The sequence below is a fragment of the Streptomyces sp. NPDC096205 genome (genome assembly GCF_044763135.1).
GTDB lineage: Bacteria > Actinomycetota > Actinomycetes > Streptomycetales > Streptomycetaceae > Streptomyces.
This window is the reverse complement of the sequence record NZ_JBIWFS010000003.1, coordinates 666,582-685,174: the sequence shown is the minus strand read 5'-3', so window position 1 is coordinate 685,174 and position 18,593 is coordinate 666,582. Positions and strand designations below refer to the sequence as shown.

Annotated in this window: 17 protein-coding genes; 2 read left to right on the top strand and 15 right to left on the bottom strand. The window is 70.5% G+C overall.

The genetic code is table 11. The annotated features are described in order from the left end of the window. Positions 1-134: 134 nt before the first annotated feature. From topA to bldG, 7 genes are all read right to left on the bottom strand, one after another. The gene (gene topA / locus ACIQ6Y_RS15535) at positions 135-2,960 is read right to left on the bottom strand and encodes a type I DNA topoisomerase (protein ID WP_404037966.1); all 2,826 of its coding nucleotides are present in this window, start codon (positions 2,958-2,960) and stop codon (positions 135-137) included. Between the two features lie 388 nt (positions 2,961-3,348). Further along, entirely contained in the window at positions 3,349-3,546 is a 198-nt protein-coding gene (locus ACIQ6Y_RS15530) for a hypothetical protein (protein WP_404037963.1), read from the bottom strand. Between the two features lie 500 nt (positions 3,547-4,046). After that, positions 4,047-5,567, bottom strand: a complete 1,521-nt coding sequence (locus tag ACIQ6Y_RS15525) for a methyltransferase (protein ID WP_404037960.1) — start codon at positions 5,565-5,567, stop codon at positions 4,047-4,049. 123 nt (positions 5,568-5,690) lie between these two features. After that, a complete protein-coding gene (locus ACIQ6Y_RS15520; RefSeq protein ID WP_404037957.1) occupies positions 5,691-6,287 on the bottom strand; it encodes a small secreted protein in 597 nt (198 codons plus the stop codon). Between the two features lie 194 nt (positions 6,288-6,481). After that, positions 6,482-8,887: a sodium-translocating pyrophosphatase gene (locus ACIQ6Y_RS15515; RefSeq protein ID WP_404037954.1), complete on the bottom strand. Its 2,406-nt coding sequence runs from the start codon at positions 8,885-8,887 to the stop codon at positions 6,482-6,484. 348 nt (positions 8,888-9,235) lie between these two features. After that, positions 9,236-9,670, bottom strand: coding sequence for an ATP-binding protein (locus ACIQ6Y_RS15510; RefSeq protein WP_404037951.1), 435 nt, complete (start codon positions 9,668-9,670; stop codon positions 9,236-9,238). A 107-nt stretch (positions 9,671-9,777) separates the two neighbouring features. Further along, positions 9,778-10,119 (bottom strand): anti-sigma factor antagonist BldG, encoded by a 342-nt coding sequence (bldG, locus tag ACIQ6Y_RS15505; RefSeq protein ID WP_010986038.1) that lies wholly within the window; start codon positions 10,117-10,119, stop codon positions 9,778-9,780. 82 nt (positions 10,120-10,201) lie between these two features. Between bldG and ACIQ6Y_RS15500 the strand changes: the two genes are divergently transcribed. Beyond that, entirely contained in the window at positions 10,202-12,757 is a 2,556-nt protein-coding gene (locus ACIQ6Y_RS15500) for a DEAD/DEAH box helicase (protein WP_404037948.1), read from the top strand. Positions 12,758-12,824: 67 nt separating this feature from the next. Here the strand turns inward: ACIQ6Y_RS15500 and ACIQ6Y_RS15495 are convergent, their stop codons facing one another. The 6 genes from ACIQ6Y_RS15495 to ACIQ6Y_RS15470 form a co-directional block, all read right to left on the bottom strand. Beyond that, a complete protein-coding gene (locus ACIQ6Y_RS15495; protein WP_404037945.1) occupies positions 12,825-13,190 on the bottom strand; it encodes an Rv3654c family TadE-like protein in 366 nt (121 codons plus the stop codon). After that, on the bottom strand, positions 13,187-13,552 hold the full coding sequence (locus tag ACIQ6Y_RS15490) for a TadE family type IV pilus minor pilin (protein ID WP_404037942.1): 366 nt from the start codon (positions 13,550-13,552) through the stop codon (positions 13,187-13,189). Before ACIQ6Y_RS15490 ends, ACIQ6Y_RS15495 begins: the two co-directional genes overlap by 4 nt. Then, the gene (locus ACIQ6Y_RS15485) at positions 13,539-13,760 is read right to left on the bottom strand and encodes a DUF4244 domain-containing protein (RefSeq protein WP_404037939.1); all 222 of its coding nucleotides are present in this window, start codon (positions 13,758-13,760) and stop codon (positions 13,539-13,541) included. The genes ACIQ6Y_RS15490 and ACIQ6Y_RS15485 overlap by 14 nt, the downstream gene beginning before the upstream one ends. A 73-nt stretch (positions 13,761-13,833) precedes the next feature. Further along, a complete protein-coding gene (locus tag ACIQ6Y_RS15480; RefSeq protein ID WP_404037936.1) occupies positions 13,834-14,631 on the bottom strand; it encodes a type II secretion system F family protein in 798 nt (265 codons plus the stop codon). Continuing rightward, a complete protein-coding gene (locus tag ACIQ6Y_RS15475; RefSeq protein WP_404038383.1) occupies positions 14,628-15,488 on the bottom strand; it encodes a type II secretion system F family protein in 861 nt (286 codons plus the stop codon). Before ACIQ6Y_RS15475 ends, ACIQ6Y_RS15480 begins: the two co-directional genes overlap by 4 nt. Further along, entirely contained in the window at positions 15,488-16,150 is a 663-nt protein-coding gene (locus ACIQ6Y_RS15470) for a CpaF family protein (protein WP_404038380.1), read from the bottom strand. The genes ACIQ6Y_RS15475 and ACIQ6Y_RS15470 overlap by 1 nt, the downstream gene beginning before the upstream one ends. A 9-nt stretch (positions 16,151-16,159) precedes the next feature. On the opposite strand from ACIQ6Y_RS15470, the gene ACIQ6Y_RS15465 reads away from it, so the two are divergent. Then, a complete protein-coding gene (locus tag ACIQ6Y_RS15465) occupies positions 16,160-17,656 on the top strand; it encodes a recombinase family protein (protein WP_404037933.1) in 1,497 nt (498 codons plus the stop codon). On the opposite strand, the gene ACIQ6Y_RS15460 is transcribed toward ACIQ6Y_RS15465, so the two are convergent. Both ACIQ6Y_RS15460 and ACIQ6Y_RS15455 read right to left on the bottom strand, forming a co-directional pair. After that, positions 17,653-18,105 (bottom strand): hypothetical protein, encoded by a 453-nt coding sequence (locus ACIQ6Y_RS15460; protein WP_404037930.1) that lies wholly within the window; start codon positions 18,103-18,105, stop codon positions 17,653-17,655. The genes ACIQ6Y_RS15465 and ACIQ6Y_RS15460 overlap by 4 nt on opposite strands. Beyond that, on the bottom strand, positions 18,102-18,491 hold the full coding sequence (locus ACIQ6Y_RS15455) for a hypothetical protein (RefSeq protein ID WP_404037927.1): 390 nt from the start codon (positions 18,489-18,491) through the stop codon (positions 18,102-18,104). Before ACIQ6Y_RS15455 ends, ACIQ6Y_RS15460 begins: the two co-directional genes overlap by 4 nt. Positions 18,492-18,593 lie beyond the last annotated feature (102 nt).

The window sequence follows — 18,593 nt, the reverse complement described above, 5'->3', positions numbered from 1 at the left end:
GCGTTCAGCCTATCGGGACGCACCGACACTCCGAGGCGGTGCCCGAACGCGCGAGCGCCCCGGCACCGCAGCGGTACCGGGGCGTTCGCTCAGCGAACAGGCAGTGGCTCCGCGGCCACCCTCCTGGGACGGCCTCAGTCCTCCGAGGACGTCTTGGCGGCGGTCGCCTTCTTCGCGGCCGTGGCCTTCTTGGCCGTGGTCGTCTTCTTGGCGGCCGTCTTCTTCGTCGCCGTCGTCTTCTTGGCGGCGGTCTTCTTCGTCGCAGTCGCCTTCTTCGCGGGCGCCTTCTTCGCCGTCTTCTTGGCGGGTCCCTTGGCGCGCTTCTCGGCGAGCAGCTCGAAGCCGCGCTCCGGGGTGATCGTCTCGACACTGTCGCCGGAGCGCAGGGTCGCGTTGGTCTCCCCGTCGGTGACGTACGGGCCGAAGCGGCCGTCCTTGACCACGACCGGCTTCTCGCTCACCGGGTCGGTGCCCAGTTCCTTCAGCGGCGGCTTGGCGGCCGCGCGACCGCGCTGCTTGGGCTGGGAGTAGATCTCCAGCGCCTCTTCGAGCGTGATCATGAAGAGCTGGTCCTCGGACTGCAGCGAACGCGAGTCCGTGCCCTTCTTCAGGTACGGGCCGTAGCGGCCGTTCTGCGCGGTGATCTCCTGGCCTTCGGCGTCCGTGCCGACCACGCGCGGCAGCGACATCAGCTTGAGCGCGTCGTCCAGCGTCACCGTGTCCAGCGACATCGACTTGAACAGCGAGGCCGTGCGCGGCTTGACCGCGTTCTTGCCGGTCTTCGGGGTGCCCTCGGGGAGCACCTCGGTGACGTACGGGCCGTAGCGGCCGTCCTTGGCGATGATCTGGTGCCCGGTGGCCGGGTCGGTGCCCAGCTCGAAGTCGCCGCTGGGCTTGGCCAGCAGCTCCTCGGCCAGCTCGACCGTCAGCTCGTCGGGCGCCAGGTCGTCCGGGATGTCGGCGCGCTGGTGCTGCTCGGTGTCCTTCTCGCCGCGCTCGATGTACGGGCCGTAGCGGCCGACCCGCAGCACGATGTCGTTGGCCACCGGGAACGAGGACACCTCGCGCGCGTCGATCGCGCCCAGGTCGGTCACCAGCTCCTTGAGGCCACCGAGATGGTCCCCGTCGCCGTTGCCCGCCTCGGCCGCGCCGCCGATGCCGTTGGCCTCGCCGAAGTAGAAGCGCTTCAGCCACGGCACGGACTGGGCCTCGCCGCGGGCGATGCGGTCGAGGTCGTCCTCCATCTTGGCGGTGAAGTCGTAGTCGACGAGCCGCCCGAAGTGCTTCTCCAGGAGGTTGACCACGGCGAAGGACAGGAAGGACGGCACGAGCGCCGTGCCCTTCTTGAACACATAGCCGCGGTCGAGGATCGTGCCGATGATCGACGCGTACGTCGACGGGCGGCCGATCTCGCGCTCTTCCAGCTCCTTGACCAGCGACGCCTCGGTGTAGCGGGCCGGGGGCTTGGTGGCGTGGCCGTCGGCGGTGATCTCTTCGGCGCTCAGCCGGTCGCCCTCGGCGACCTGCGGCAGCCGGCGCTCGCGGTCGTCGAGCTCGGCGTTCGGGTCGTCGGCGCCCTCGACGTAGGCCTTCAGGAAGCCGTGGAAGGTGATGGTCTTGCCGGACGCGCTGAACTCGACGTCCCGGCCGTCGGCGGCGGCGCCACCGATCTTCACGGTGACGGAGTTGCCCGTGGCGTCCTTCATCTGGGACGCGACGGTCCGCTTCCAGATCAGCTCGTAGAGCTTGAACTGGTCACCGGTCAGTCCGGTCTCGGCGGGCGTGCGGAAACGATCACCCGAGGGACGGATCGCCTCGTGCGCCTCCTGCGCGTTCTTGACCTTGCCGGCGTAGGTGCGCGGGGCGTCCGGCAGGTACTCGGCGCCGTACAGATGCGTGACCTGGGCGCGGGCGGCCGCGATCGCGGTGTCCGACAGCGTCGTGGAGTCCGTACGCATGTAGGTGATGAAGCCGTTCTCGTACAGCTTCTGGGCGATCTGCATGGTCGCCTTGGCGCCGAAGCCGAGCTTCCGCGACGCCTCCTGCTGGAGCGTCGTCGTACGGAACGGGGCGTACGGCGAGCGGCGGTACGGCTTGGACTCGACGGACCGCACGGAGAACTGCGTGTTCTCCAGAGCGGTGACCAGGGCGCGGGCGGTCGCCTCGTCGAGGTGGAGGGTGTTCGCGCTCTTGAGTTGTCCCACGGAGTCGAAGTCGCGGCCCTGCGCGACCCGACGGCCGTCGACGGTCTGCAGGCGGGCGACCAGCGACGACGGGTCCGACGAGTCTCCCGCGCGGCCGGTCGCGAAGGTGCCCGTCAGGTCCCAGTACTCAGCAGAACGAAACGCGATGCGCTCGCGTTCCCGCTCGACCACGAGACGTGTCGCGACGGACTGGACGCGGCCCGCCGACAGCTTCGGCATGACCTTCTTCCACAGCACCGGCGAGACCTCGTAGCCGTACAGACGGTCGAGGATGCGGCGGGTCTCCTGCGCGTCGACGAGCTTCTGGTTGAGCTGGCGCGGGTTGGCCACGGCGGCCTGGATCGCGGTCTTGGTGATCTCGTGGAAGACCATCCGCTTGACCGGGACCTTGGGCTTGAGCACCTCCTGGAGATGCCAGGCGATCGCCTCGCCCTCGCGGTCCTCATCGGTGGCGAGGTAGAGCTCGTCGGATTCCTTCAGCAGGTCCTTGAGCTTCTTGACCTGTGCCTTCTTGTCGGCGTTGACCACATAGATCGGCTGGAAGTCATGTTCGACGTCCACACCGAGGCGGCGGACCTCGCCGGTGTACTTCTCCGGCACCTCCGCGGCGCCGTTCGGAAGGTCGCGGATGTGCCCGACGCTCGCCTCGACGATGTATCCGGGGCCCAGATAGCCCTTGATCGTCTTCGCCTTGGCAGGCGACTCGACGATGACGAGTCGGCGGCCGCCCTTCGCGGTCTCGCTGGTCGGGGACAACTTCGCTCTTCTCTCCGGTCGACGCTGGGGCCTCCCCAGGCCTTGCTCCCGGGGTCGGGGTGGTGACGCTGCGGAGTGTGACGGTACATCCCGCCCCCGTGTCAAACGGGAAAAGCCCGCAACGGCCACTCGAACGGTAACCCGACTACCGCCCTTCCTGCCGCCCGGAGTGTCCAGCGGCTCATTCCGGGCGTTCCGGAACCCGTCCTCCCTATTACTGCGGAGCAGCCGCCCCCGCGCCGTCCGAACGTCACGTCCCGGCCACCTCCCGGAGGCCTTCCCGACGCCCGGACCTGCGTCTACGCCGCCATCGGACCGGCGCCCTCCGCATCGCGGCCCGGAGGCCTACGACCCGACGGCGCGACAGCCCTCACACCCACCTGCCCCCTCAGAACCGAGTGAAGCACCACACGCCGAGGGCCAGCGCGAGCAGCGCCACGACGCCGGAGACAGTGGCCGACGCCACGGGCCCCACCCCGTCCGCCACCGGCTCGCCGCGCCGGACCCGCACCCCCGTCCAAGCCAGCAGGCCAACGCCGAACAGGGCGAACACCCCTCCCGCGAAGATCGCCGGTCCGCTCTCCATGGCCGCCCCGTCCCTTTTCTCCCGCACCGCGTGCCCAGTCGCCGCGAGACTGACACGCGCGGGCTGCGTCCAGGCGAACCCTGGGTGAACGGGCGATCGACACGGCGATGCGCGTGCCCTTCCGCGGGCACCGCCGGGTGGAGCGGTCGACTCCCACGGTCCCGGCCGCGTCCTCGGGGCGGCCGAGATCGACGTGAAGTCGTCGTATGGACGCCCCGAATCCTGGAGGTCGGGGGGCGGGGGTCGGGGGTCGCCGGTCGGGGGTCGCCGGTCGCCGGTCGCCGGTCGCCGGTCAGAGTCGAACGGTGGGTCGCAGGCCGCCGGTCAGAGTCGAACGGTGGGTCGCAGGTCGCCGGTCAGAGTCGAACGGCGGGTCGCCGGCCGAACAGCGGGGCGCGAGCCGAGAAGTGGGTCACGCCCCGAACAGCGGGCCGCGGGTCGAATGGCGGGCCACGGATCGGAGCCGAGCAGCGAAGGTCAGCGCGCGGAGGCCCGCCCCGTCAGACCCCCGGCTCCAGGAAGCCCTGCTCGACCAGCAGCCGGATCTGCGCAGGCGTACGGTCGCGCAGCAGGACCGGGTCCTCGCCGACCAGCTGGGCGATGGCGTCCAGGATGCGGCCCGCGCTCAGCGTGCCGTCGCAGACGCCGGCGAAGCCCGCGCCGACCGTGTCGACCTTGGTGGCACGGCGCATGCCGCGGTGCTGCCGCAGTACGACATGCTCCGGGTCCTCGGCGCCGGGCAGCCCGACCTGCTCCTGCACGACTTCTCCAGCGAGCCTGAAGTGCTCCTCGAGCAGGGCCGCGTCATCGCGTCCGCGCAGATAGTCGAGGCGCTCGAAGTGCGCGCGCACGGTGTCGCCGAGCGGCTGCTCGACCGGGTGCGGCCACTCCTCCACCGTGATCGAGGGCACGGCCGCGTCCGTCCTGCGCAGGGTGATCCACCCGAACCCCACGGACCTGACCTTGCGGGCCTCGAACTCGTCCAGCCACGCGTCGTACCGCGCCTGGTACTCGGCCTGGTCGCCGCGGTGGTCACCGGCGTCCCGGAGCCACAGCTCGGCGTACTGAGTGATGTCCTGCACCTCGCGCTGCACGATCCAGGCATCGCACCCGCGCGGCACCCATGACCTGAGTCTGTCCTGCCAGTCCTCCCCTTCCACGTGCTGCCAGTTGGCGAGGAACTGCGCGAACCCGCCCTCGTTCAGCCGTTCCCCTGCTCCCTGAACGAGCGAACGGCACAGATCGTCCCCGGACATGCCGCCGTCTCGGTACGTCAGCCGGGCTCCCGGCGAGATCACGAACGGCGGGTTGGAGACGATCAGGTCGTACTTCTCGCCCTCCGGCAGCGGCTCGAACAAAGAGCCCTCCCGCAGATCGGCGGCGGGCGCGCCGGACAGCGCCAGCGTGAGCGCGGTGATGTGCAGGGCACGCGGGTTGAGGTCGGTCGCCGTCACGCGCGTGGCGTGCTGGGCGGCGTGCAGCGCCTGGATGCCGGACCCGGTGCCGAGGTCCAGGGCGGAGGCGACAGGGGTGCGGACGGTGATGCCCGCGAGGGTGGTGGAGGCACCGCCGACCCCGAGGACGACTTCCTCGTGACGGCTTCCGATGCCGCCCGCCCCGCCGACGGCGCAGCCCAGGTCGGACACGATGAACCAGTCCTCGCCACCGGGTCCGCCGTACGGCCGTACGTCGACGGTCGCGGCGACCTCGTCGTCACCGGCCGCCACCAGCCACCCGCTGTCCAGGCACTCCGCGACGGGCAGAACGCCCGCCACGCGCGCCTGCGGCACCGGCTGCTGGAGCAGGAACAGCCGGGTCAGCAGCTCCAGGGGCGTGTCGCCCCGCGTGGCCCGCAGCGCGGGCACGGTCTCGCTGCGGGCGAGGGCCGCGTAGGCGGGGGCTCCGAGCAGTTCGAGCAACCCGTCGGCGGTGAAGTCGGCCGCGAGCAGGGCGTCACGCAGCCGTACGGCGACGTCGGCGCGGTCGGCGGAGGGCAGGGGGGACAGGGTGGCTTCACTCACGTCCCCATTGTGACGGCCCTCCGCCGAAGGCTCAGCTCCTCACGCCTCTCAGCGCTCGATCAGCTCTGGCTCAGCTCTTCTTGCTCAGCTCTTCTGGCTCAGCTCTTCTTGCTCAGGTCTGGCTCAGCTCTTGGTCGCCGGGGCCGACGCGGGCGCGGAGGCGCGCTGGCAGCTCGGCTGCTCGGCCATCGCCTGGCCCACCTCGCCCTCCTCCAGGTTGGTCAGGGCGTCGTTGCCGCTCCTGCTGAGCTTGTCGAGCTCGGTGGCGACATCCTTGAGGCCGTCGGCGAACTTCGCCTGGTCCTTGGTGTTCAGCGCGTCGACCTGCTTCTTCAGCGAGGCGTACGACGCGGAGATGGAGTTGAGCTCCTTGACCGCGTCCTGCTGCTTCTTCTCGCCGTTCTCCACGTCGGGCGCGCCGGCCTTGCTCACGGCGGCGCCGATCGCCTTGTAGGCGTCGGACATGTCCTGGAAGGCCTGCGAGTCCGCCTTCTGGACCTCGGCCGGGGTGCTGTTGTCCGAGGCTTCCTTCTTGATCGCGTTGTTGGCGGTCTCGATCTTCTTCGCCTGCGGCTGGACGGCGTCGCAGACCTGCTTGGCCCACGCGTTCAGCTTCTCGTCGCCGTCGTCGCTGCTGCATCCCGACAGCGCCAGTACCAGTACCGCACCGCCGGACAGTGCGGCCGCGAGCTTCTTGTTCACCGGATTGGTCCCTTCCATGGCTCTCGGCCCCGGAACATACACGCCAAACGGGCGACACCCGCATGATGAGCATCCACTCTGTCCGGTATTGCAGCCATTTGCACCAAGAGAGAGAAGCCTCACGAAGGGACCTGCCGACCATGCGGGGCGGGCGGACGGCACGTCAAAGCGCGCTGCCCGCCCGCCCCTTGGAGCAGGTGTCGTACAACGGACTACGAAACCACCGCGGTGTCCGCCGACTTGGGCGAGGCGTCGGCCCCGTCCTCGTCGCCCATGGCGATGCCGCGCCGCTTGGAGACGTACACCGCGCCGACGATCACCACGAACGCCAGCGCCGCGATCAGGATGCGGACGCCGATGCTCTTGTCGTCGCCGTAGGAGAACTTGATGACGGCCGGTGCGATGAGCAGCGACACCAGGTTCATCACCTTCAGCAGCGGGTTGATGGCGGGTCCCGCGGTGTCCTTGAACGGGTCGCCGACCGTGTCACCGATCACGGTCGCCGCGTGCGCCTCGCTGCCCTTGCCGCCGTGATGGCCGTCCTCGACCAGTTTCTTGGCGTTGTCCCACGCGCCACCGGAGTTGGCGAGGAACACCGCCATCAGCGTGCCCGCGCCGATCGCGCCCGCGAGAAACGCGCCGAGCGCGCCGACGCCGAGCGTGAACCCGACGAAGATCGGCGCCATCACGGCGAGCAGCCCGGGCGTGGCGAGTTCCCTCAACGCGTCCCTGGTGCAGATGTCGACGACCTTGCCGTACTCCGGTTTCTCACTGTAGTCCATGATCCCGGGCCGCTCCCGGAACTGCCGGCGCACCTCGAAGACCACCGAACCCGCCGACCGCGACACGGCGTTGATCGCCAGCCCCGAGAAGAGGAAGACGACCGCGGCGCCCGCGATGAGACCGACGAGGTTGTTGGGCTGGGAGATGTCCATGGAGAGGGTCATGGCCGCGCCCTCGCCGCCGAGTTTCTCGCCCACGTCCCGCGCGCCGGTGATGATCGCGTCGCGGTACGAGCCGAAGAGCGCGGAGGCCGCGAGGACGGCGGTGGCGATGGCGATGCCCTTGGTGATGGCCTTGGTGGTGTTGCCGACGGCGTCGAGGTTGGTGAGCACCTGCGCGCCCGCGCCCTGGACGTCCCCGGACATCTCGGCGATGCCCTGGGCGTTGTCGGAGACCGGCCCGAAGGTGTCCATGGCGACGATGACGCCGACCGTGGTGAGCAGGCCGGTGCCGGCAAGCGCCACCGCGAACAGCGCCAGCATGATCGACGTACCGCCGAGCAGGAAGGCGCCGTAGACGCTCAGGCCGATCAACAGGGCGGTGTAGACGGCGGATTCGAGACCGACGGAGATGCCGGCGAGGACGACGGTGGCCGGCCCGGTGAGCGAGCTCTTGCCGATGTCCCTGACCGGGCGGCGGTTGGTCTCGGTGAAGTAGCCGGTCAGCTGCTGGATGACGGCGGCCAGCAGAATGCCGATGGCGACCGCGACGAGCGCCAGGATCCGGGGGTCGCCGCCCTTGCCCTGGATCGCGGTGTCGGTGACACCGTTCAGCTCGGCGTACGAACTCGGAAGGTAGATGAAGACGGCCACGGCCACGAGGACGAGCGAGATCACCGCGGAGATGAAGAAGCCCCGGTTGATCGCGGACATGCCACTGCGGTCGGCCCGGCGCGGCGCGACCGCGAAGATGCCGATCATGGCCGTGATCACCCCGATGGCGGGCACGAGCAGCGGGAAGGCGAGCCCGGAGTCGCCGAAGGCCGCCTTCCCGAGGATCAGCGCGGCGACCAGCGTCACGGCGTACGACTCGAAGAGGTCGGCCGCCATGCCGGCGCAGTCGCCGACGTTGTCGCCGACGTTGTCGGCGATGGTCGCGGCATTGCGCGGGTCGTCCTCCGGGATGCCCTGCTCGACCTTGCCGACCAGGTCGGCGCCGACGTCGGCGGCCTTGGTGAAGATGCCGCCGCCGACACGCATGAACATCGCGATCAGCGCGGCACCGAGACCGAATCCCTCGAGCACCTTCGGCGCGTCGGCCGCGTACACCAGCACCACGCAGGAGGCGCCCAGCAGACCGAGCCCCACCGTGAACATGCCGACGACGCCACCCGTGCGGAAAGCGATCTTCATCGCTTTGTGCGAGACCTCGGTGAGATCCTTTTCCGGTTCGCCTTCCGCCGGTGTCGCCTCGCGCGCCGCGGCCGCGACGCGCACATTGCTGCGTACGGCGAGCCACATGCCGATATAGCCGGTGGCTGCCGAGAACGCCGCGCCGATCAAGAAGAACACCGATCGTCCGGCACGCTGATTCCAGTCGTCCGCGGGCAGCAGCATGAGCAGGAAGAACACGACGACGGCGAATACGCCGAGCGTGCGCAGCTGCCGGGCCAGATAGGCGTTGGCGCCTTCCTGGACCGCCGCGGCGATCTCCTTCATGCTGTCGGTGCCCTCGCCCGCCGTGAGCACCTGGCGCAACAACATCCCCGCGACCACCAGGGCGGCCAGCGCGACGACCGCGATGACCACCACCAGGACACGGTTGCCGTCGGTCAGGACTGCGGCTGCGAAGGCTGTGGAGTGATCCAGCTGATGAGGGGTAGAAAGCCCCGCCATTCGTCCTCCTTGACGCTTGGGCTGAGCTCAAGATGTGGACGGATTGTAGGTACCGGAACCTGATCAAAACAGTGCGCGGTAAACGGAATTTGCATTCAAGCAGTAATGCCCTGAAGGCATTCGCCTTGATCCATTTTTTCAAGCACCAGGATCGTGAATGAATTCACGAAAGGCACCGCCTGGAACAGTACGGATCGGTAGGAACTCCTGACGCAACCACTGTAGGCGGGGGCACTGACAGCCGCACACGCACAGACCCCGCACGGACACGCACGGGCACAGACGGACAGGCATGGCATGCAGAAGGGCCCCGCCGAGGCGGGGCCCTATGACTCTGCGTCGCGGGGGTCAGGACAGAGGCGTCAGCGGGGGCTGTGCGGTCGGCCAGGTCATCTTGATCTGGCCGCCGTGCTCCCCGGCGGTGACCTCCACGTCGTCGACGAGGCCGCTGATGACCGCGAGGCCCATCTCGTCCTCCTCGGCATCGGCGTCCTCGCCGGCGGCGCCGGGTGCCCGATCGCCAGGGGCCGAGCGCGGCGCCTCGTCGCCGACCTCGATGGAGAACTGCTTCTCCTCCTCGATCAGCAGCACCTTCACCGGCGCGGTGATCCCGGAGCTCTGGTGCAGCCCGACAGCGCGCGTACAAGCCTCACCGACGGCGAGTCTCACCTCGTCCAGGACGGCCTCGTCCACTCCGGCCCTGCGTGCCACCGCGGCCGCCACCAGCCGGGCGGTCCGCACGTGCTCGGGCAGCGCGCTGAAGCGGAGTTCGACGGTGGCCATGCATCCCCCTCGAAAACTACGGGCGTGCGGTCAGGGGCCGGCCGCCGAACGCCCGGCCCCCCGGTTGAACTGTGCCGAGCCGGGCCACACGGACCCGGCTCGGGAGATCAGTCGGTGGCCGCCACCGCTTCCTCGACCGAGGTGTGGATCGGGAACACCTTGGTCAGGCCGGTGATGCGGAAGATCTTCAGAATGCGCTCCTGGTTGCACACCAGGCGCAGCGAGCCCTCATGGGCACGCACGCGCTTGAGACCGCCGACCAGTACGCCGAGACCGGTGGAGTCGAGGAAGTCCACGCCCTCCATGTCGACGACGAGGTGGAAATTCCCGTCGTTCACCAGCTCGACCAGCTGCTCGCGCAGCTTGGGCGCGGTATATACGTCGATTTCGCCACCGACCTCGACGACCGTACGATCGCCGACGGTACGGGTCGACAGGGACAGGTCCACGGATCCTCCAGCACCTTGCTATCGAGCGGTCGCCCCTAGGGGGCACTCGGCTTGAAGCCCCCAGGACGGTTCGCCAGCCGCGATGGCATTCAATCACTTACCGGCAGGCGTGCACGACGCCTTGAGCCCATTGTCCGTCACGCCAGTGACACACTCGGTGCCGATGGCCAAGAATCACCGATCCGATCGACCCTCGACGGACCCCGCACTCCGCCCGTCCCCTGGCACGGTTCTGGACCGGCTCGCCTCGGGTCCGAGCCGGGCTTCGCGCATCACTCATACGGAGCACTTGCCCCCGAGGGAGGGTCGCCATGCCGTCTGGCCTGATCGGATTCGCGCGGAGGTGATCGCGGCCATCCAGGCGGCGGGCATCGAACACCCCTGGGAGCATCAGGCGCGGGCCGCAGAGCACGCCCTGGACGGCGATTCGGTGGTTGTCGCCACCGGGACCGCCTCGGGCAAGTCGCTGGCCTATCTGGCCCCGGTGCTCTCCGCCCTCCTGGAGGGCTCCGAGGCCCCGAACGGCCGCGGCTCCACCGCCCTGTACCTGGCCCCCACCAAGGCCCTGGCCGCCGACCAGTGCCGCGCCGTGCGCGCCCTGGCCCAGCCGCTGGGCAACGCCGTGCGCGCCGCGGTGTACGACGGCGACACGCCGTTCGAGGAACGCGAGTGGATCCGCCAGTACGCCAACTACGTCCTCACCAATCCGGACATGCTGCACCGCGGCATACTCCCGTCCCACCCCCGCTGGTCCTCCTTTCTGAAGTCGCTGAAGTACGTCGTCATCGACGAGTGCCACACCTACCGCGGCGTCTTCGGCTCCCACGTCGCCCAGGTGCTGCGCCGACTACGCCGTCTGTGCGCGCGCTACGGCGCCTCCCCCGTCTTCCTCCTCGCCTCGGCGACCGCCGCCGAGCCCGCCGTGGCCGGGCGCCGCCTGACCGGGCTGCCGGTGGTGGAGGTCGCCGACGACGCCTCCCCGCGCGGGGAGCTGGTGTTCGCCCTGTGGGAGCCGCCACTCACCGAACTCCAGGGCGAGAAGGGCGCTCCTGTACGCCGTACGGCCACCGCCGAGACGGCCGACCTGCTCACCGACCTCACCCTCCAGGGCATCCGCAGCGTCGCCTTCGTCCGCTCCCGGCGCGGCGCCGAGCTGATCTCGGTCATCACCCAGGAGCGGCTGGCCGAGATCGATCGCTCCCTGTCCGGGCGTGTCGCGGCCTACCGAGGCGGCTACCTCCCCGAGGAGCGCCGCGCCCTCGAACGGGCCCTGCACTCCGGCGAGCTCCTCGGTCTCGCCGCGACCACCGCCCTCGAACTCGGCGTCGACGTCTCCGGCCTGGACGCCGTCCTGATCGCCGGCTACCCGGGCACACGCGCGTCCCTGTGGCAGCAGGCCGGCCGCGCGGGCCGCTCCGGCCAGGGCGCCCTGGCCGTACTGGTCGCCCGCGACGACCCGCTGGACACCTACCTGGTCCACCACCCCGAGGCCCTCTTCGACCGGCCGGTCGAGTCGACCGTCCTCGACCCCGACAACCCTTACGTGCTCGCCCCGCACCTGTGCGCGGCCGCCGCGGAGATCCCGCTGGTGGAGGAGGACCTGGAGCTGTTCGGCCCCGCGGCCGCCGACCTTCTGCCGCAGCTGGAGGCCGCCAAGCTGCTGCGCCGCCGTACGAAGGCCTGGCACTGGACGCGCCGGGAGCGGGCCGCCGATCTCACCGACATCCGCGGCGAGGGCGGCAGCCCCGTGCAGATCGTCGAGGCGGGCACCGGCCGCCTGCTCGGCACCGTCGACGCCGGCTCCGCCCACGCCAGCGTCCACGAGGGCGCCGTCCACCTGCACCAGGGCCGCACCTATCTGGTCCGCTCCCTCGACCTGGACGACTCGGTCGCGCTGGTCGAGGAGGCCAACCCGCCGTACTCCACCGTCGCCCGCGACACCACCGCCATCTCCGTCCTGGACACGGACATCGAGATCCCGTGGGGCGACGGCCGCCTCTGCTACGGCTCCGTCGAAGTCACCAACCAGGTCGTCTCCTTCCTGCGCCGCCGCCTCATCACCGGCGAGGTGCTCGGCGAGACCAAACTCGACCTCCCTCCTCGTACGCTCCGCACCCGCGCGGTGTGGTGGACGGTCACCGAGGACCAGCTGGACGAGGCCCGGATCAACCCGGAGATCGTCGGCGGCGCCCTGCACGCCGCCGAGCACGCGTCGATCGGCATGCTGCCCCTCTTCGCGACCTGCGACCGCTGGGACATCGGCGGCGTGTCCATCCCGCTCCACCCCGACACCCTGCTGCCCACCGTCTTCGTCTACGACGGCCACCCGGGCGGCGCGGGCTTCGCCGAGCGCGCCTTCCACACCGCCCACGCCTGGCTCACCGCCACCCGCGAGGCCATCGCCTCCTGCGAGTGCGACGCCGGCTGCCCGTCCTGCATCCAGTCCCCCAAGTGCGGCAACGGCAACGATCCGTTGCACAAGCGGGGCGCCGTGCGACTGCTCACCGTGCTGCTGCGGGGGGCTCCGCCGGAGAAGCCGGGTGAGGCGGAGGGGCCAGGAGGGGCGGAGAGGCCGAGCCAGGCCGAGGTGGTCCGTGAACGCCCTTCTCAGGGCGCGCGCCCCGCAGAGGGCGGCTGAGGGCCGTCGCGTGGGCTTGGGGCCGCCCTTCTCAGGGCGCGCTCCCCGCAGTGGGCGGCTGAGGGCCCTAGCGAGGGCTTGGGGCCCGTAGGTCCGTCCCCGCAGGGCCCGCCCGGGATCTGATCTCCGCCGAGAACGGGCCCCGCGCGGACGCGGCCGACACGTCCGCGATCTCGCCGTCCAGGGCGCACCGCACCAGTCGTACGCCCTGGGCGCGGGCCACCCTGGCGGCGTGTTCGCAGGCCGCCGTACTGCCATCCGGCCAGTGGTCCGCCGCGGCCAGTGCCGCCAGGTCGGCACCGCGGGCCGCGTGCTGCCGCACCACGACGGCCTGCCCGAGGGCGAGCACGAAGCCGAAGACGACACACAGCACCGCGATCGCCCCGAGGCTCCAGACGGTGGCGGACCCACGGTCGGAGCCGTACGCCTTCACGAGGCCACCCCCACCATCTCCTCCGCCGCTGCCACGGCCTCCTCCCGTACCTCGAACGGCAGGCCGCCGAGGGCACGCGGCTTGGCCACCACGACGACACGGACCAGTTCACCCTCCCGGGTGACAGTCACCCGCGCACCTGGCGGCGCCACGCCTCGCGCCACCTCGACGACCGCGTCCTCGGGGTCCTGCCGGGCCGCCGCGCGGGCACCCGTCCTGGCCGCGTCCATGCACTGGATCTGCGCGGCCACGACGAGCAGCCCCCACACGAGCGCCAGCGCGAACATCACCAGCACCGGCAGCACCACGGCCGACTCCGCCGTCACGAACCCCCGGTCCGACCTCCGCTCACGCCCCCTCATCGAGCGCCCTCTTCACGATCGCCTGCAATTCCGCGGTGATCTGCCCACTGGTGACGACCTTGTAGAGCACCACCGCGAACGCGGCCGCCGCGACGATGCCCAGCGCGTACTCCGACGTCACCATCCCCGCGTCCCGCCGCCGCGACCGGCACCAGCCGCGCATCCCGCACACCAGGGCATCCAGCCGCGCCCGAACCACTGCGTACATCCCGACCTCCATGAGCTTCCCGTTCCGTTCCACAACCGCTGTCACTGCCACTGCCACTGCTTCGATCCGTCCGTCACCGGCCTCCTCCCAGCACCTCGCCCGCCAGCCCGATCACCACCGGCAGCACGCCGACCGCGATGAAGGCGGGCAGGAAGCACAGCCCCACCGGCGCGGTGACCAGGACGGCTGCGCGTCTCGCGCGTGCGGTCGCGGTGCGGGTCCAGTCCGCGCGAGCGTCCGCCGCGATCCGGGCGACGGGCCCGGCCGCCGGAAGCCCCGAGACATCGGCGCGCTCCAGCAGCCGCGCCAGGCCCTGCGCGCCCGGCACCGCGGCGAGCCGGCGCCAGGCCTCGGCCGGTTCTCCGCCGAGCCGCACCTCCGCCGCACCGCGCGCGAGTGCCTCCCCGACGGGCCCGCCCAGCGCCTCCCCCACCGCCTGTGCCGCCAGTACCGGACCGGCGCCGGCCGCGATGCAGGCGGCCAGCAGGTCTGCGGCGAGCGGGAGTTGGCGGGCCCCCAGGGCCGCCTGCCCGGCGTCGAGACCCTCTGCGCTGTCGTCGGCTCGCACTTGCCGCAACCGCCGGCGCCACAGCAGGGCCGCGCCGGCCAGCCCGACCAGGACCCCGAGGAGCCCTCCGACCAGCACCCATCCGGCGCATGCGACACCGGCCGGTACCAGCCATCTCCGTACAGCCAAGGGCACTTGGGGACGCGACCTCCGGCCCATCGCCGCCTCCGCGGCGAGCAGCTCGGCCAGCCGGCGCCGGACCCTGCGCTCGTGCCGCACACCGGACAGTCGATGGGCGGCCCAGACCATCGCGAGTCCCAGGCCCAGCACAGCCCACAGCCTGTGGACGATCTCCTCGTTCATGCCGCCTCCGCCCCTCGGACGATCCGCAGCGCCCACCACAGGCCCACGCCCTCCAGCACGCCGCCGATCAGCAGGCACCCCAGCCCGGCACCGGTGTGCAGCAGCACCCGCAAAGGGTCGGCGCCGAGGGCCGTACCGAGCAACAACCCGAGCGCCGGCAGCCCCGCGAGCATCACGGCCGTGGAGCGCGCGCCCGCCAACTGGGCTCGCAGGTCGGCGCGCTGGTCCCGCTGGGCCCGCAACGCCCCTTCGAGCCGGTCGAGCCCGGCGGCGAGGCCCGCGCCCTGGTCCACGGCCACCCGCCAGCACGCGGCGAGTCCCAGCAACCCCTCGGCCCCTGGACGGCGCGCCGCGACCGCGAGCGCCTCGGGCACATCCCCGCCGAACCGGGCCGCCGCCAGGACCGCGGCCTGCGCCTCCCCGAGGCCGCCGGACTCGTGTGCGGCCCGCAGCAGCGCCTCACCCGGCTGTCGTCCGGCCCGCACCTCCCCGGCGAGCACCCCGCACAGGGCGATGACCGCGTCCCCACGGCGCTCCCGGGCACGCCGCGCCTCCCGGGCCAGCCGCGCCCGCCGCAGCAACGGCAGCCCTGCCGCCCCCGCGAGCACCGGAAGCGCCGAGGCGCCCAGCACGGCCAACACCAGCCCCGCGGCCGGCGCCCACCACTCGGGCCGCATCCGCTCACGGACTTCATGCAGACGGAAGCCCGCCCGGGGCCACTTGGGCGGACCCGTGCCCACCACCCCGCCGCCCGCGAGCAGCAACTGCGCCCGCCGCGCCCCCGACTGCCACTCGCCGGCCAGCCAGGCGCCCACCGCCGCGCACACCAGGGCCGCCGCCACCCACATCTCACTCATCACGACCACGCGCTCTCTCCGTCTCGTCCTTCGCCGGAAGCGGTCCCTCCGGACGCCTCCAGGCAGTCCTCGCGCAGCAGTTCCCGCAGCCGCTCCCAGCCCCGCTCGGGCACGAACGCCCGCGCGCCCCACCGCAGCGCCGGCACCGTCCGCACCAAACCCGCCGCGTCCCGCTCCAGCACATGCACCTCGGCGATACGTCGCCGACCGGCGCGGTCGCGCGCCAGGTGCAGCACCACCGACAGGGCCGCGGCCAACTGGCTGTGCAGCGCGGCCCGGTCGAGCCCGGCGGCCGTGCCGAGCGCCTCCAACCGGGCGGGGACGTCGGCGGCAGCGTTGGCGTGCACCGTTCCGCCGCCGTCGTGGCCGGTGTTCAACGCCGCGAGCAGATGCACCACTTCGGGTCCGCGCACCTCGCCCACGACCAACCGGTCCGGCCGCATCCGCAGCGCCTGACGCACCAGGTCCTCGAGCGTGACGAGGCCCGCGCCCTCCTGGTTTGCGGGTCTGGCCTCCAGGCGTACGACGTGCGGATGGTCGGGCCGCAGCTCCGCCGAGTCCTCGGCGAGCACGATCCGCTCGCCCGGCCCGACCAGCCCGAGCAGCGCGCTCAGCAGAGTCGTCTTCCCGAACCCTGAACAAAGACACCACTGTTGCGGCAGACTCGGGACATGAAGTCCACTCCAACGGAGGGCGCCCGGACGCGCGCCGTCATCTACTGCCGCATCAGCCAGGACCGCACCGGCGCCGGCCTCGGCGTCGACCGCCAGCGCGAGGACTGCGAGGCCCTCGCCCGGCGAAACGACTGGGACGTCCTCGAGGTGTACGTCGACAACGACGTGAGCGCGTTCTCCGGGAAGCGGCGGCCGGCGTACCGGCAGATGCTCGCGGACCTCGACGAGGGCAAGGCGACCGTCGTGGTCGTCTGGCACACCGACCGACTGCACCGCTCCCCCACCGAGCTGGAGGAGTACATCAACCTCTCCGAGCGCCGAGGCATCTCCACCCACACGGTGCAGGCCGGGAACATCGACCTCGCCACGCCTTCCGGACGGATGACCGCGCGCATCCTCGGCGCCGTCGCCCGCCAGGAGTCCGAGCACAAGGGGGAGCGCGTCGCCCGAGCCCGTCGGCAGAAAGCCCTGAACGGTGAGTGGATGGGCGGCATCCGCCCGTTCGGCTGGGGGCTGCCCACGGGGGCGATGCGCACGAAAGTGGACCGGAAGACCGGCGAAGAGACCGAGGAGCCCGAGCTCGACATGCTCAAGGCCGTGCCCGAAGAGGCCGAATCCCTCCGCTTCTGGACCGACACGATCCTGTCCGGCGGGTCGATCCGGTCGCTGGTGAAGTGGTGCGCCGACAAGGGCGTCACCACGACCCGCGGAAACCCCGTCACGCACACCGACATGCGGGACATGCTGCTGCGCCCGAGGAACGCCGGGATCGCCGTCTACAGGGGCGAGGAGGTCGGCCGGGGGAAGTGGGAGCCGATCGTCGACGAGGCGAAGTACAGGGCCGTCTGCGCGATCCTGAAGGACCCATCCCGGACCACGACCCCCGGGGCCACCCCGAAATGGCTGGGATCGATCCTGTACCGGTGCGGCCGCGGAGACTGCCCGCACTTCATGTACGTCACCCAGTCCGGCGGCCGCATGTATCCGTCGTACCGGTGCCAGACCGGGCACGGCGGCGGCCGGCGTGCCGAGATCGTCGACCAGTACGTCGAGGATGTCATCGTCGAGCGGCTGTCACGGCCGGACGCGCACGGCCTGCTGCTGCCCGGCCCAGCCGATGTGGACGTCGCCGCGCTGCAGGTGGAGAGCGAGCAGATCCGCCGGCGCATGACGGACCTCGCGGCCCTGTTCGGGGCCGGAACGATCGACATGGTGCAGTTCACTCAGGGCACGGACACGGCGCGTGCGCAGCTGGACGGTGTGACGCAGCAGCTGGCCAGTGCGGCGACGCTGGACCCGCTCGTCGGCCTGGTGGGGGCGCCAGACGTGCGGAAGGCGTGGAAGGCGCTGGAGCTGGAGCAGCAGAGGAACGTGCTGCGGTCGCTGGTCGAGGTCACGCTGGTGAAACCGCGGCCTGGGCGGATGCCTGACGGCGGGTACTTCGACTACGACGCTGTGGTGTTCGAGTGGAGGCGAGGAAGCAAGCTCGGTTAGTCAGCTTCCCGCGGGTACTCGCGCGGCTTCAACACGTCTCGCTCCACTTGGTCAAGTATCTGCTCGTACAGGCTCGCCATGGTCTCGCTGCGCCACCGCTCTTGCTCCTCCAGAAAGCGATCACATAGGTCAGAGAACTCGATCGCCATTCTCTCTTCACGTATGGCCAAGTACTCGTCAACTACCTTCATCCGCTCCTTTCCTCTACGGACTTCACGCCCTTTAAGACAGATGGCCCAGATTGCACCTGCGTTAGCAACAACAATGGCGATGAAGTTGGCCGGTTCGGTTCCCAGCTTCTCCTCCAGAACCGGTGGAAGCTGCGCATTCCACAGGCCTGCCGCGAGAAGGAGGAGGTAGAAGGGTATGAAGGCCCAGACCCGCCACCCCGAGAGAAGCCACTGCATACCGAGCGTGTAGTTCGCAGTCCGTTCCTTCCAGACCTTCAACGCAAGTCACCCCCGGTACGGTGACTTCCACCCTCGCCAGCACACTTTGGGCAGGTGATCACGCCTCGGTCCAACTGTTCCATGATCTGTGAGTACAGCTCTGCAGTCTTCTCACTCTTCCATTCCTCCATCCTCTTGGCGTCCTCCTGACGCATTTCCCAAAGCGCCTGCGCCATCGCTTCTTCTTGGATTTCCGACTGTCGCGTATCGGCTCCAGAGCGACTGATCGCGCTTTTGAAGCGCCGCCATTCCGACCCAACGAAGAAGACTCCAGCGAAGAGCACCAGCAATGCTCCGGCTAGCACCCAAGGCAAAGCATCTCCGCCTTGAGGGAACAACGGTGCGGGCCCCTCCGACTCATCGGTTACGGCGGTGGCCAGCGGCACCACGAGGACGCTAAGCACAAATATGAAGACACCGAGTGCGATGCCAGCATTGCGCTTTTCTTTTAGAACCACTTTCCGGAGGGACGAGGGCCCACCCTTGCC